At 53.7% G+C, this 14,589-nt stretch carries 13 protein-coding genes and 1 pseudogene; 5 read left to right on the top strand and 9 right to left on the bottom strand.

Going from position 1 to position 14,589, the window contains the following annotated elements; translation table 11 throughout:
• Positions 1 to 108 precede the first annotated feature (108 nt).
• The 6 genes and pseudogenes from HGO41_RS12075 to HGO41_RS12050 all read right to left on the bottom strand — a co-directional run.
• Positions 109 to 372: pseudogene (locus HGO41_RS12075) on the bottom strand (contractile injection system protein, VgrG/Pvc8 family); the annotation flags it as partial.
• A gap of 185 nt (positions 373 to 557) precedes the next feature.
• Positions 558 to 2,207, bottom strand: a complete 1,650-nt coding sequence (locus HGO41_RS12070; RefSeq protein ID WP_013573476.1) for a malate:quinone oxidoreductase — start codon at positions 2,205 to 2,207, stop codon at positions 558 to 560.
• 306 nt (positions 2,208 to 2,513) lie between these two features.
• Entirely contained in the window at positions 2,514 to 3,290 is a 777-nt protein-coding gene (locus HGO41_RS12065) for an anti-sigma factor family protein (RefSeq protein WP_119261079.1), read from the bottom strand.
• Complete coding sequence (locus tag HGO41_RS12060) at positions 3,287 to 3,742, bottom strand: sigma-70 family RNA polymerase sigma factor (protein ID WP_250981056.1); 456 nt, start codon at positions 3,740 to 3,742, stop codon at positions 3,287 to 3,289. Before HGO41_RS12060 ends, HGO41_RS12065 begins: the two co-directional genes overlap by 4 nt.
• A gap of 80 nt (positions 3,743 to 3,822) precedes the next feature.
• A complete protein-coding gene (locus HGO41_RS12055; protein ID WP_013573473.1) occupies positions 3,823 to 4,365 on the bottom strand; it encodes a tetratricopeptide repeat protein in 543 nt (180 codons plus the stop codon).
• 31 nt (positions 4,366 to 4,396) lie between these two features.
• Positions 4,397 to 4,975, bottom strand: a complete 579-nt coding sequence (locus HGO41_RS12050) for a cytochrome b (protein WP_250981055.1) — start codon at positions 4,973 to 4,975, stop codon at positions 4,397 to 4,399.
• A gap of 329 nt (positions 4,976 to 5,304) precedes the next feature.
• On the opposite strand from HGO41_RS12050, the gene HGO41_RS12045 reads away from it, so the two are divergent.
• The gene (locus HGO41_RS12045; RefSeq protein ID WP_250981054.1) at positions 5,305 to 6,051 is read left to right on the top strand and encodes a flagellar brake protein; all 747 of its coding nucleotides are present in this window, start codon (positions 5,305 to 5,307) and stop codon (positions 6,049 to 6,051) included.
• 3 nt (positions 6,052 to 6,054) lie between these two features.
• Here HGO41_RS12045 and HGO41_RS12040 read toward each other — a convergent pair whose 3' ends face one another.
• Positions 6,055 to 6,813: an SDR family NAD(P)-dependent oxidoreductase gene (locus tag HGO41_RS12040; RefSeq protein WP_250981053.1), complete on the bottom strand. Its 759-nt coding sequence runs from the start codon at positions 6,811 to 6,813 to the stop codon at positions 6,055 to 6,057.
• Positions 6,814 to 6,939: 126 nt separating this feature from the next.
• Here HGO41_RS12040 and HGO41_RS12035 point away from each other — a divergent pair, with 126 nt between their 5' ends.
• The 4 genes from HGO41_RS12035 (at position 6,940) to HGO41_RS12020 (ending at position 11,488) form a co-directional block, all read left to right on the top strand.
• The gene (locus HGO41_RS12035; RefSeq protein ID WP_217244457.1) at positions 6,940 to 7,839 is read left to right on the top strand and encodes a LysR family transcriptional regulator; all 900 of its coding nucleotides are present in this window, start codon (positions 6,940 to 6,942) and stop codon (positions 7,837 to 7,839) included.
• Positions 7,840 to 7,923: 84 nt separating this feature from the next.
• Positions 7,924 to 9,048, top strand: coding sequence for an inner membrane protein YhjD (gene yhjD, locus HGO41_RS12030; RefSeq protein WP_013573468.1), 1,125 nt, complete (start codon positions 7,924 to 7,926; stop codon positions 9,046 to 9,048).
• A 287-nt stretch (positions 9,049 to 9,335) separates the two neighbouring features.
• The gene (locus HGO41_RS12025) at positions 9,336 to 10,658 is read left to right on the top strand and encodes an MFS transporter (protein WP_013573467.1); all 1,323 of its coding nucleotides are present in this window, start codon (positions 9,336 to 9,338) and stop codon (positions 10,656 to 10,658) included.
• A gap of 59 nt (positions 10,659 to 10,717) precedes the next feature.
• Complete coding sequence (locus HGO41_RS12020; RefSeq protein ID WP_013573466.1) at positions 10,718 to 11,488, top strand: CDP-diacylglycerol diphosphatase; 771 nt, start codon at positions 10,718 to 10,720, stop codon at positions 11,486 to 11,488.
• Positions 11,489 to 11,539: 51 nt separating this feature from the next.
• On the opposite strand, the gene HGO41_RS12015 is transcribed toward HGO41_RS12020, so the two are convergent.
• Positions 11,540 to 13,594 carry an AsmA family protein gene (locus HGO41_RS12015; RefSeq protein ID WP_250981052.1) on the bottom strand — a complete coding sequence of 685 codons (2,055 nt, stop codon included), beginning with the start codon at positions 13,592 to 13,594 and terminating at the stop codon, positions 11,540 to 11,542.
• Positions 13,595 to 13,805: 211 nt separating this feature from the next.
• Positions 13,806 to 14,582: a cyclic-guanylate-specific phosphodiesterase gene (pdeH, locus tag HGO41_RS12010; RefSeq protein WP_013573464.1), complete on the bottom strand. Its 777-nt coding sequence runs from the start codon at positions 14,580 to 14,582 to the stop codon at positions 13,806 to 13,808.
• Positions 14,583 to 14,589: the final 7 nt, after the last annotated feature.

The following is a 14,589-nucleotide window of genomic DNA, read 5'->3' as shown; positions in this document are numbered from 1 at the left end:
AGCGCCTTTTCGAAATCGTCATCCATTGGTGATTGTCCCTGTTATTTCGTTAAAAGGCTGTCCGTTGCCGCATCAAGCGAGGTGTAACGTTCCCAGTCCGGATCCGGTAAGGGTTTCGTCGGCGGAGGTCGACAGGCGCTGAAAGTCACGTATAACGCCGTACACGACGCGTTCTGGCTGGAAAGGCGTGCCCATCGTAAAGCTGGCGAACTGGCGCAGCATCTGCGCGGCACCGATATCCGGTTCGGGGCTGGTGACGTCAACGGTGTAGGAAAAAGTCTCGCTGAGCTGTTCCTCGCCGCGAAAGTTCAGCACGTCCAGACTGTAAGGGCTGTTCCAGATATCAAGCGAGTAGCGGGAAAGTGTATCCATTCCGGTCCCTGGTTGGCATGTGAAAAGCATCCTGCTTTTCGGGGTGTGAGGAGACTGTATTCACATGGTGAAATTGTGGGAATAGTTTAATGGAATTTACGTGTTCACAAAGAGATATATGAAGGGAGATGAAGAAAAAAGGCGCAGTTGCCCACGCCTTTACGATCACTTTTTACGGAATCAGATTACAACGCGACGTCTGCCACTTGCTTCTGTTCTTCACCCTTTTTAGGGGCTGAAGAATTGTCCGCCGCCGGAGCCGGTTCCGCCGCTTTCGGTTGCGGGTTGTCGAGCATCAGAACGCGGCTGGTGTCGCCCAGTTCTTTCTCGGTTGCCGCCACGTTGCCGTTCAGTTCAGTGCCGTATGAAGGGATGATTTCCTTCAGTTTGGCCTGCCACTCCGGTGTGGCGACTTTGTCTTTAAACACTTTTTCCATCAGGTGCAGCATGATCGGAGCCGCAGTGGATGCGCCCGGAGAAGCGCCCAGCAGCGCGGTAATGCTGCCGTCTTTCGAGCTGACCACTTCGGTGCCGAGACGCAGAACGCCGCCTTCTTTCTCATCTTTTTTGATGATCTGCACACGCTGACCGGCTTCCCACAGACGCCAGTCTTCTTTCTTCGCATCCGGGAAGTATTCACGTAATGCATCGAAACGGTCGTCATCGGAGAGCATCACCTGGCTGACCAGATATTTCACCAGATCAAAGTTGTCGATGCCCACGTGGGTCATCGGCATGATGTTGGAGAAATTCACGCTGCCGAACAGATCCCACAGGGAACCGTTTTTCAGGAACTTGCTGGAGAAGGTGGCGAACGGCCCGAACAGCAGAACCTGTTTGCCATCCAGAATACGGGTATCGAGGTGCGGAACGGACATCGGCGGTGAGCCGACAGACGCTTTCCCGTACACTTTCGCCAGATGACGTTTCACCACGTCCGGGTTCTCAGTCACCAGGAACTCGCCACCCACCGGGAAGCCACCGTAGTTATCCGCTTCAGGAATACCGGATTTTTGCAGCAGCGTCAGGGACGCGCCGCCTGCACCGATAAACACGAATTTCGCTTTGATAACGCTTTCTTTGCCGTCGTTTTTCAGGTCGGCAACGGTCACGTCCCAGGTGTTATCCGGGTTACGTTTAATGTCGCGCACTTCATGACCGAGGCTCAGGGAGAAGTTAGGCTTCTTCTGCAACGAGGCCACCAGCTGACGGGTGATTTCGCCGAAGTTTACGTCGGTACCAATCGGAATGCGGGTCGCAGCGATTTTCTGCGCCGGATCACGCCCTTCCATCACCAGCGGGATCCACTGTTTGATTTGCGCCGGGTCTTCTGAATATTCCATGCCACGGAACAGCGTGCTTTGCTGCAATGCCGCAAAACGTTTACGCAGGAAATTGATGTTGTCATCACCCCACACAAAACTCATGTGCGGCGTGCTGTTGATGAAGGAACGCGGGTTGTGCAGCACGCCGTTCTCAACCTGATAGGTCCAGAACTGACGGGAAATCTGGAAGGATTCGTTGATTTCGACCGCTTTGGAGATATCGATACTGCCGTCGGCTTTTTCCGGTGTGTAGTTCATTTCTGCCAGCGCAGAGTGGCCGGTACCGGCGTTGTTCCAGCCGTTGGAGCTTTCCAGCGCTACGCCGTCCAGACGCTCAACCATGTCGATTGACCAGTCTGGCTCTAATTCCTGAAGGTATGTCCCCAGCGTCGCGCTCATAATGCCGCCGCCGATCAGTAACACATCAACGGGCTTTTCATCTTCTGCCAACGCTGACTGGCTGAAAGCAACCACGTTAAGGCAGAGGATCATGGCGAGTATCTTTCTCATGACGTCTGTTTCTCTGAATGTTTAGTTTTAGTTTTGCAGGTGAAAGCTATCCAGATTTCCTCTGGATAAACGAAATCAACAACCCGGCGGTGCGGTGGGAAATAAGCGATTATTTCCACAGAGTATGAAAGGACAATAATGGGGAGCAACGAAAACCGCGGCGAAGAACGACAAATCAACCACACAAATGTTACCGAATACTCATATTATCGAGATTTCGTAAACAATTTAACATTATCGTTACGTGCATTAAAAATAGTTTAATACTTTAAATAATTACATAAGTTAGTGACGTGACGAAATCATTCAGGCCAGATTCGCCTGTAAAGCCGCGGCATGCGCGGCCAGAGCCGGTGCCGGACTGTGGCCAATCAGCATGAAGTTGTAACCGGCATTGCGCCAGTAAACCACGTTCATTCCACGGCGGATTTCTCGCTGCAATGCCGTATTGTCGCTGTGCTCGCTGCGCGTAATACACAGCGCCATCGGGCCGTACCGCGCGTCAAGATAGGTAATTTGCGCGATGTCATATTCGTCATAATGCAACATACGGGCATCTTTCAGATCCGCGCCCTGCACCGCCAGCGCCGCCGGGCTCAGTGCAATGCCTAAGGTGTTTTGCACCCGCGCGAGCTGGATTTTTTGTTGTCCGGCAGAATCATCCACATCCGCCAGCGTCTGCGCGGTATACAGCGACATGTAATCCGCCACGCGCGCGCGCCAGTTATCGTCAGAAGCAAAAAGCGTGGAATAACGTCCACCCAGCAGCCCGACGGCCAGAAAGCTTAACGACGCGGCGAGCAGTGCGCGACGGCTGAATCCGGACGAACCGGCAATCCGTGCGTCAGGGACAGCATCGAGCGCAGCCTGTAATTTCCCGACCGGCGCTTCCTGCAACATCGCGCCAAAGGCGTCGTGGAACGGTAAATTGCTGCGTGACATCTGCGCCAGCCGCTGCGCCAGCACGTCGTCCTGCGCCAGTTGTGCATCAAATTTTGCACGCTGAGATTCGCTTAGCTGGTTATCGAGGTATGCCACCAGAACTTCATCGGCGTAAGGCGCAGCCGGGATTTCACGGGTCATTTTTTCTCTCCCTGCTGCGGTTGGGTGGCGGTACCGGTGTCTTTTGCCAGCGTCAGCCGGGCGGTCGCCAGACGGCTCATGATGGTACCGATGGGGACGGAAAGCGTCTTCGCCGCCTCCTGATAGGTGAAACCTTCGACATACACCAGAAACACTGCGTTGCGCTGGGCTTCCGGCAGCCGGTTCACCCGCTGCATAACCTGCGTATGCCAGTGACGTTCCTCGAAAGACAGCGTATCGGCGGGCGCCTGCGTTTCATCAACATCAGCAAAACCCTGCCCCTGACGGACGTACTGCGCCCTGAGTTCGTTAACCCATATGGAGTGCAGGATAGAAAAGAGCCAGCGATCCACACCGGTGCTGTCCTTAATCTGCGCGCAGCGTTCCAGCGCCCGCACGCAGGTGGATTGCACCAGATCGTCCGCCACATCATGCTTGCGCGACAGCACCATCGCGTAGCGCCACAGACGTGACAGGCACTGGCTCAGTTCAGAACGTAAGTCTGCCGGTGAGATTTATCGATTCTCCGTGATCAGGATTCCGGATGACCGTCGATGGCGGCGCTCAGGTCGCGGTATTCTTCGCAGCCGGTGCCGCACAAGCCTTTGATGGTCGCTAACTGGGCTTTGGCGAGATCAGGACGCCCTTTAATCATATAAGCCTCGCCGAGATATTCCCGGACTTTGGCATACTTCGCGTCAATCGCAATCGACTTCTGATAATAGCTGATACCTTCGTCGGTGCGCCCGAGTTTACGGGTGGCATAGCCGCGATAGTTCCAGGCTTCTTTGGTGTTCTGATCTTTCAGCGTATCCAGCACCGTCAGCGCTTCCTGATAACGACCGGTTTTCGCCAGATGATAAGCGTACTGCGTTTTATCCTGATCGGAAATCATGCTGCCTTTATCCACCATGCAGCTCTTAGTTTTGCTGTCGTAGATTTGCCCCTTCGGGCAGTCCGGCGTTTTTTTAGCGTCGGAATCATCACCCATCGCGTTAGCGGCGGCGCTGAAAAACAGCAGATTGCCCGCCAGACACACAACCGACAGCGCCTGTATTACCGTTTTTGTCTTCATAATGATGTCCTGTAGGGAATTAACTGATGACTTACGGGCGGCTTGTGCTGCCCGGTAACATGCGGCGCAAAATGCCGTCGCGGAGAACGTAATAGTGGAACAGTGCCGCCAGCGCATGTATACCCGCAATAATGATCAGCGCCCAGGCAACGTTGTTGTGCAACGAACCGAAAGTTCTGGTCATCACACTGTCGAAATTGAACACGTCAGGAATGGGGAACAAACCGAAGAAGTAGAACGGTTCGGCCTGCGACCAGCGGAATAAAAAGCCCAGAATGATTTGCGCGACCAGCAATAAATAGAGCGCCAGATGGGTCAGGTGCGCGGCGGCTTTCATCAGCGTCGGCATGGCGACCGGTTGCTGTTTACTGCGACCGGTGCTGACGGTAAACAAACGCCATAAAAGACGCCCGATAATAATCGCCGCCAGCAGGATCCCCACCGAGATATGCACCGATTGCAGCCCTTTGCGCAGCGGCGTGCCGCGCTCCAGCACTTCCCAGATATGCGCGCTGGCAAACAGGAAGATGACGGCCAGCGCCGTCAGCCAGTGCAGCAAAATAGTCAGGCCGTCGTAACGGCTGCGAAGAACAGAAGATGAAGTTTGCATAAAAACCGTGCCCGTCAGTGTTCGATATAAAGGTAAACACCTGAGCAGCGATTTTTATTCGCCGTGAAGGGAAATAATTTTCTCCGGTGAGGTTTTAAATGAAAAAATTGAGGAGAAAATAGGCATCAGAACGCGAAAAGATAGCCTATATATAAATCAGAGACGCGCAAACAGCGCCCTGCGCGCCCGGATTGTCCCTTTTTGCGGGTCAAAATAGACGTTATTGCGCGATAAAGTTTTGCTCTGAGTGGCCGATAATCCGTATTGGGCGCCTTATACGTCAACGGCTGCGCCATAATTTTGCATTTATTTCTTATGAGGTGTGGCAGGTGAGCGAAGTATCGAAAGAGTCGTTTGCGAAGCGGAACACGCTGGCAATTTTGTCCGTTCTGCGAGACTTAAAGAAGAACCAGACCCTGGTCATGGTCAGCCATTCCCGCGGACAATTTATCAGTAAAATTCTGGACGTTGATGCTGACAACCATCAGTTCCTGTTCGATCTGGGCAGTTCAGATTACGAGAACACTCTGGCCGCTGAAGCCGGCACACTGACGTTTGTTGCGGAACCGGCCGGTGCCAAGGTTGAGTTTTCCTGCAGCAGAGTCCGCCAGGTCAGCTATGAAGGTTTGCCGACATTTACCTGCGATCTTCCGCCCGTGTTGTATTTCATTCAGCGCCGTGAGTATTTCCGCGTGAGTGTACCGCGGATGTCGGATTTCCGTTGCAGCGGAATATTGCCTGATTCCTCTGAGTTTGCTTATCGCGTGCGTGATATCTCACTTGGCGGGCTGGGGCTGGAGATTGAAGGGTCTACACCGCCGGAAATCACCAGCGGGTCAATGCTGAAAGATTCGCTGATTCAGCTAGCGGAGCTGGGAACCTTTACATTAGATCTGCAGTATCTCGGCGCGATGGTGCGTAAATCGGTGAGCAATAAAGGCGAAACCGTGACGTCGCAGCGGCTGAGTTTTAAGTTTCCGAATTTATCACCCGCGCAGGAACGCGACCTGCAACGGGCGATTTTTGAGCTGGAAAAACAGCAGCATATGAAAGCGAAGCGTTTCCAGCACGATTAACGTTTAGATAAACATACCGCCTGAGGCCTCAACGCGCTGGGCGGTCATCCAGCCCGCTTCATCACTGAGCATCAGCGCCACCATATCACCGATATCATCCGGCAAACCGGCGCGGCCCAGCGCAGTATTGCTGGCAACCAGTCTGTTCACATCCGGATTATCGCGCACCATACCCCCACTGAAATCCGTTTCAATTGCGCCAGGAGCCAGCACATTGGCGGTAATCCCGCGTGCGCCGAGTTCTTTCGCCTGATAGCGGGTCAGCACTTCGATGGCCCCTTTCATCATGGCGTAAGCCGATGAGCCCGGCAGAGCAAAACGCGCCAGCCCGCTGGAGATATTCAGGATGCGGCCACCGTCGGCCATCAGCGGTAACAGTTTTTGCGTCAGGAAGAACGGCCCTTTCAGATGGACATTCATCATCAGATCAAACTGTTCTTCGGTAGTATCGGCAAAAGATTGATGTAAACCTACCCCGGCATTGTTGATCAGAAAATCAAAAGTATCGCGCTGCCAGATCTGTTGCAGTTGCGCTTTTACCTGCACAACAAAGCCATCAAAACTGCCGGACTCACCGGTATTGAGCTGCAACGCAACGGCCTTTCCACCCTGTGCTTCGACAGAAATCACCACTTCCTGTGCCGCAGCGGCCTGATTGTGGTAAGTCAGAATCACGTCAACGCCCTTTTTTGCCAGCTTTTCAATGGCATTCTTACCTAAACCACGGCTTCCGCCGGTCACTATTGCGATTTTACGGTTCATATCTGACCTCATTGGCTTTTTGTACCTTCTGCATCGGATGAAACACAGCCTATTGGATTACCGCAGAGTGATAAATGAGCCATAATGATTTTCACTGTCTCATTCTCAACAACAATCAGGCAAATTGTGGATAAAATTCAATCAATGCAGGTGTTTGTGCGCGTCGCTGAACTGAGTAATTTTACCCGCGCGGCTGAAAGCCTGGGATTGCCCAAAGGCAGTGTGTCGCGGCTGGTGCAGCAACTGGAAACGCGGATGTCGGCACGTTTGCTGCACCGCTCAACGCGCCGCGTACAACTGACACAGGACGGACAGGTGTTTTATCAGCGCTGCAAAGAGTTGCTGGCCAGCATGGATGAACTGGAATCGATGTTTCAGTCGAATCCGGCCAGTGTCAGCGGACGTTTGCGGGTTGATATGACCACCGGTATGGCGACGCATCTGGTGTTACCGCGTCTGGCGGAGTTTCTTAACCGTTATCCGGCGCTGGAAATTGAACTGAGCTGCACCGATCACCGCGTGGATGTGGTGCGGGAAGGGTTTGACTGTGTGATCCGCTCCGGCACCCTTAAAGATTCCGGGCTGATTGCGCGTCCGCTGGGGCATCTCAGCATGATTAACTGCGCCAGCCCCGGTTATCTGCGCCGCTACGGCACGCCGGATCACCCTGACCAGCTGGCACAACACGCCATGGTGCATTATGAACAAATCCTCGGCAGCCATACGTCGGCCTTTGAATATCTCGACGGCAAACAGGTGAAAACGGTCAAAAGCGGCGGCGCGGTGACGGTTAACAGCACCGAAACCTACGTCAGCGCCTGTATCAACGGCCTGGGCATCATTCAGGTTCCGCTGATTGGTGTACGTGACGCGCTGGCGGGTGGTCAGCTGGTCAGTATTTTGCCGCAGTTCCGTGCACCGCCAATGCCGGTGACGCTGGTTTATCCCCATCGTCTGAATCTGTCACGCCGCGTTAAAGTGTTTATGGACTGGCTGACCGATATCACCCAAACGTTCATTGCCTGAGCTTTCAGACGCCTCTGGCTTAGCCCTCACCGCTCAGGCGTCTATACTTAAGGCCGGATGAATTTTTAAGGACAACATGGATCAATGCCCATCATTTCAAAACAAGAACCGGCCACACAGGAAAAACCGACCCCGCTGATCAACATCAAAACCGGCAATCAGACGGTGGATAAAAACATCGGCAGATTTTCACGACTCGTGGAATACGTGCAGTCCTGGGGCTGGGTGGCACATTTGCTGCGTGCCACGGAACGCTTTAACGATCGCCTTGGCAGCCAGTTTGGCGCGGCCATCACCTATTTCTCCTTTCTGTCGCTGATCCCGATTCTGATGGTGTCCTTCGCTGCGGTCGGTTTTGTGCTGGCCTCAAATCCTGATTTGCTGGCAGAACTGATCAACCGAATCGTCAACAGCATCAGTGACCCGAATCTGGCGAATACGCTGAAAAGCACGGTAAATACTGCCATCCAGCAGCGTACTGCCGTGGGGTTATCCGGTTTGCTGATTGCGCTTTACTCCGGCGTGAGCTGGATGGGGAATTTGCGCGAGGCGATCCGTGCCCAGTCGCGCGATGTCTGGGAGCGTAATCCGCAGGATCAGGAGAAAATTTACCGCCGCTATATTCGCGATTTTATTTCCCTGACCGGGCTGGTGCTGGCGCTGATTATCACGCTGTCGCTGACGTCGATTGCCGGTGCCGCGCAAAAAACCATTGTCGATGCGCTGGGTCTGGGTGGCATTGACTGGCTCCGCCCGGTGATGACCAGTATCACGCTGGTGATTTCCATTGCCGCTAACTATTTGCTGTTCCTGTGGATTTTCTGGATGTTGCCGCGCCACAAACCACGCAAAAAAGCGCTGCTGCGCGGGACGTTGCTGGCGGCGATGGGTTTTGAGGTGATTAAATTCGTGATGACCATGACACTGCCGAAGCTGGCGACCTCACCTTCCGGCGCAGCCTTTGGTTCAGTGATCGGCCTGATGGCTTTCTTCTATTTCTTCGCCCGCCTGACGTTGTTTGTCGCCGCGTGGATAGCGACGGCGAAATACAAAGATGACCCGCCGATGCCGGATCCGAAGCAAAAAGCCGCCAAACACGCGAAAAATGCCACGGAAAACGACAGTGAATACACGCCGGACAACCTCATCGTGCCAGACGAAATGCATATATCCACAGTTAATGCTGAAGATGAAGTTAAAAAGCAGTGAATAATGCTAAGTCAGGCATGGCGCCGCCGTGAAAACCAGAATAACTGACTGAGAGCCGTACTTTTATTTTGCGGTTTTGCAGTCAGTTGCTCTGCCTTTTACCCATTCGCCAAACTTATGACTGGCGAAATCCTGCCCTGATAAAATAATCCCCCGATCCGGCTTTAAACGCCTTTTTTCGCGGCTTCCGCTGCGTTGAAATACCGCCGCGCTCTGCATAAGATGCCTTTTCGATATACATTTATTTACATTAGATCCCTCCCACTCATTACAAATAAGAAACACTTATGCAAGCCACTATCACTCCAGAATTAGAAGCTGACGCGCAATTGGTGAGTCAGAACTCCCGCAGCAAAGTCATCGTGGCATCGCTTATCGGTACGGCCATTGAATTCTTCGACTTTTATATCTATGCCACTGCTGCGGTGATTGTTTTCCCGCACATTTTCTTCCCGCAGGGTGACCCGACGGCGGCCACGCTACAGTCTCTCGCGACCTTTGCCATCGCCTTTGTCGCCAGGCCGATCGGCTCCGCGCTGTTCGGCCACTTCGGCGACCGCGTCGGACGTAAAGTCACGCTGGTGGCCTCTTTGCTGACGATGGGCGTGTCTACCGTGGTGATCGGCCTGCTGCCGACCTACGCAACCATTGGCGTTTTCGCACCGATGCTGCTGGCGCTGGCACGTTTTGGTCAGGGTCTGGGCCTTGGCGGTGAATGGGGCGGCGCGGCGCTGCTCGCCACCGAGAACGCACCGGCGAAGAAACGCGCCCTGTACGGTTCTTTCCCGCAGCTTGGCGCACCGATTGGCTTCTTCTTCGCGAACGGCATGTTCCTGCTGCTGTCGTGGCTGCTGACCGACGAACAGTTTATTTCCTGGGGCTGGCGTGTGCCGTTCCTGCTTTCTGCGGTACTGGTGATCGTCGGTCTGTATGTGCGCGTTTCCCTGCACGAAACACCGGTATTTGCCAAAATTGCCAAAGCCGGTAAACAGGTGAAAGTGCCAATCGGCACGCTGTTCACTAAATATAAAAAGGCGACGATTCTCGGCACCTTTATCATGGTTGCGACTTACACGCTGTTCTACATCATGACCGTGTATTCACTGGGTTACGGCACTGCCGCAAAGCCGGTCGGGCTGGGCATTCCGCGCAATGAATTCCTGCTGATGCTGATGATCGGCGTGGTCGGTTTCGGCGTGATGGTGCCGGTTGCCGGTCAGCTGGCGGATAAGTTTGGCCGTCGCAAAACCATGATTTGTATTACGCTGCTGATGATCGTCTTCGCCCTGTGCTTCCCGACCATTCTGGGTGCCGGTTCACAGGCGCTGGTGATGGTATTCCTGCTGTGTGGTTTCATGGTGATGGGGCTGACTTTCGGTCCGATGGGTGCGCTGCTGCCGGAGCTGTTCCCGACAGAAGTTCGCTATACCGGCGCGTCCTTCTCCTATAATGTGTCTTCGATACTGGGCGCATCTGTCGCGCCGTACATCGCCACCTGGCTGGCAACCCATTACGGGTTGTTCTATGTGGGCGTTTATCTGGCTTCAATGGCAACGCTGACGCTGATCGCGCTGCTGCTGTCCAAAGAAACCGCCCATCAGTCATTGTAACTGACCCGGATACCGTGCCCGGTTTGCGCCCGGCACGGTGCCTTCTGCGAAGGTCTCTTATGCGCTTGCGTCGATTTATCCTGCCTGTTCTGATCCTGCTTATCCTTATTACTGCGGCCTTTTGGTATTTCTGGCCACACACCTCCAATCCCAACGCTCTGTGGAACATCATCAGCAAAAAATGCGTGCCGAATCAGCAAAGCACGGGCAAACCTGAGCCCTGCGCGCAGGTCGATGAACAACAGGGTTTTGTGGTGCTGAAAGATCTGAACGGCCCGCTGCAATATTTGCTGATGCCGACCGCGCGGATCACCGGTATGGAAAGCCCTGCGTTGCTGGAACCGTCAACGCCAAACTTTTTCAGCCAGGCATGGAATGCGCGGCATTTTATGGCGGATAAATACGGTAAACCGATTGATGACAGCAATGTCTCGCTGGCGATTAACTCGCAATACGGACGGTCGCAGAATCAGCTGCACATCCACATCTCCTGTCTTTTGCCACAGGTAAAAACCACGCTGAGCAAAGATGGCGGGCAGATGGGATATAACTGGCAGGAACTGCCGGATAAGCTGCTCGGACACACCTATCTGGCGCGTAAAGTGACGCAGGCTGAGCTGAATGAGAAAGGCGCTTTCCGGCTTCTGGCCGAAGGTGTGCCTGAAGCCGATAAAAAGATGGGACATTTCGGCATGGCGATGGTCAGCCTGCCGGGCGGCGATTTCCTGCTGCTCGCCAGCGAGCGTGACCTACTCAAACTCAATAACGCCTCCACCGAAGAAATCCAGGACCACAAATGTGCGGTACTGGATCCGGTGCCTCAGCCTTAAAGCCCCCTTCCGGCCTTCCCCTTCGCAGGGGGAGGCGTTAATCCAACACGATTACTTCTGTTTCATCTGCTGCAAGATCGGGCCGCACTGGTTTTCTTCATTATCACTTGGAGAGATCAACGCCAGCAGCGCGGCAGCCGGGGCAACGACAGCGCCAAGCGCGACGGCTGCGGCACCGCGGGCAATCAGCGGCCCTGGTTTCACGCCGGCATCCGGATTTTTATAGGTGCCACGAACATACAGCGGTGAACGTAAGGTCAGGATACGCACGCCCTTGCTTTCAGGGTTGATCGACAGATCCAGCCGTTCGGTTGCCATATTGGTGTTGCCGGTAATGTTAATCACCGCATTCTCAGTATCGAACACAAACAGCCGTGGCGTGACCAGTCCGTTCTTCACATTGACGTTGGCGGCCGCGCAGTTGATCGCCACTTCATCATCGCCGAACAGTTTACTCACCACGTAATTACCGACATTCAGCCCCGCCAGTTCCATCAGGCCACGGCTGATCACGCCATCGTTAATAAGGATTTTCATATCACCGTTGCTGGTACCGAGCAGCGCTGCGACCGAATTCCCGGTGCCGGTCAGCGTGGCGTCACCGTTCAGGTCGCCCAGACTGCGCTCCATTGACTGTACGTTTGGCAGCAATTGCTTGAGCTTCAGTTTGCGGGCATGGATATCGGCGCGCGCCTGCATCGGCGATTTGTCACCTTCGAGGCGGATGGTGGAATTCAGATTACCGCCAGCCAGACCGAAACGCAGCGGGTCGAGCAGGATCTCGCCGTCGGTCAGTTTCAGGTGAGTACTCAAATCGCTCAGCGGCAGGGATTTACCATGCTCGATACGTTTGGCGCTGAATTTCACATCAGCGTCCATTACCCGCCAGCTTTTGGTATCGAATTTCTCCACCGGCAATACTTTGTCGGCAGGCTGCCGGGTAGTTTCACCACGTTTGGCTTTGTCCTGGTTAGAATCGGCACCAATCAGCGGAGCCAGATCAGCAAAGCGCAGCTGTTTTGAAACTACCTCACCGGTCAGTTTAGGTCGCGGTTTAACGGCCTGATAAGTCAGTGAGCCGTGAATATCGCTGTCGCCGATTTCACCGTTAAAGTTCTGATAACGGTAAATTGCGCCGTCTTTATCATGCAACGTCGCCGATAAATGCCCGTCGGTGGAATACGGTGGCGTTTGCGGCAGCAGCACGCCGGTCAGGCCATACAAGTCAGACAGCGTCTGGCCGGAGAATTTCAGACGTAAATCCAGCCCCCCGAGATTCATCGGATCCTGCAATGTCCCCGCGACGGCCACCCGCGTATTCCCGGAACGGACATCTGCCTGTAACGGGAACAGCACATCCGGGTCTTTCAGCGCCAGCATGCCACCGATTTTGCCGCTGCCGGAAAGCGATTCACCGTTGTATTTACCGTCACCTTTCCAGCCAAACACATAAGGCGGGGTTTTGGTTTTCGGTGCATCTTTCTTATCACCGACCACTTCCGTGAACGGCAGCGGTTTGCCCAGCGGATCAATCACGGCGCGGAAATCAGCTTTCAGTTTCGCGTCTTTATAGTCAATTTGCCCGCGATCAAACACGATATCATTGAGCGTGAATGACCAGGCAGACGGCGGCTGCGCCGGATCCTGCGTATCGCTGTTGGCGAGATTGAACGTCCAGTTATTTTTGCCATTATCCAGACGCAGCAATGAAGCATCAGGCTGTTTCAGCCAGATGCGCGGGATCAGCACTTCTTTATGCAGTAAGGCGAGTGGCGCAATGCTGGCGTCAACGCGGGCGAGTTTCACCATCTGCGCGTCTTTTTCGCCGGTTTGCACATCGGAAGGGTTACCGAGCACGATATCTTCAGCATGAAGATGCGGCCACGGCACCCACGCGCGCCACCCCGCTTCGTCTTTCTGACGCGACCAGTCCACGCCTAAATCACCGCGGATCGCGAATGCGCGGTTCAGTTCGGTGCTGACTTTTTGATTGATGGTCGGTTTGAGGCGGTTCCAGTCGAATGTCGCAATGAAAATCACGACAGCAATCAACGCAATGATAATCACACCCACAACCCAGGAAATCACTTTACCTGTGCGCGTCATAAATCTGTTCCTTTCAGACAGTTAACCAATCCCAAGTTTTAACCATAGTAGAATTCTCAACAGCTTGCAGAAAGGGGCATTCATGAAGGGGGCATATCAGGCAGGAAGTCGGAAGGTAATGCTTTTTAAATCAGTGAAATGAAAATGCATCACACCACAACGAGTCACCAGCAACTTTGAGAGTTTGCCTCAGCAGGTCAGGCGTGATCCATTATCCTTTGAAATGTATGGGCAGATTATCCAGATTGTCGAAAATGGTGGGGCGCGCCAGATAATAGCCTTGTGCCGCCAGCGCATCAGAATTGCAGACCATCGCCCATTCAGAGGCCGTTTCAACGCCTTCAATAATCACGCCTTTGCTATAGCGGTTCATCAGCGTCACCAGCGTGTAAAACAGCCGCGACCCCTCTTCACTCTGGCCAAGCAAAATAAACAGATCGCGGGCGATTTTGATGTATTCGTAATGCCAGGTGGTGAAGGAAGAGAAGTTAGCGATACCCTGACCAAAGTCATCGAGCCACAACCGGTCAGATTGCTCGATTTGCGACAGCGGGATACTCAGCGCATTTTCGGCGCTTTCAACCAGTTCAAAACGGACATACGGCATCGCGCTGATTTGCGCGCGCAGCGCCGAATCAGATTGCAGCATTTCCAGTACCTGACCATCTACGTTAATCGACGCCAGTAATTCGTTTTCAATGAACAGATGCTGCCAGCGCTGCAACAGGTCGAGCTGCTCCTGCACGATTTGCAAACGTTTGCCCACAGCGATCGCGACAAAATATTCTTCCGGCGAAATGAATTTGTGCGGGCTCGCAGGGTGAAAAATCCCTGTCAGCAATTCAATTCCCAACAGCTTTCCTGTGGTGCGATAAATAGGCTGAAAACGGTACACTCTCTGACACTGACGCCAGTAAGACTGTGCTTTTACGCGCTCTATGGCGGTAAAAGAAGGCGTAATCAGCCCTAACATCATCTTAGTTATCATATTTTTC

The sequence above is a fragment of the Rahnella sp. CG8 genome (assembly GCF_023701875.1).
Lineage (GTDB): Bacteria > Pseudomonadota > Gammaproteobacteria > Enterobacterales > Enterobacteriaceae > Rahnella > Rahnella aceris.
This window is presented reverse-complemented; position numbering and strand designations above follow the sequence as displayed.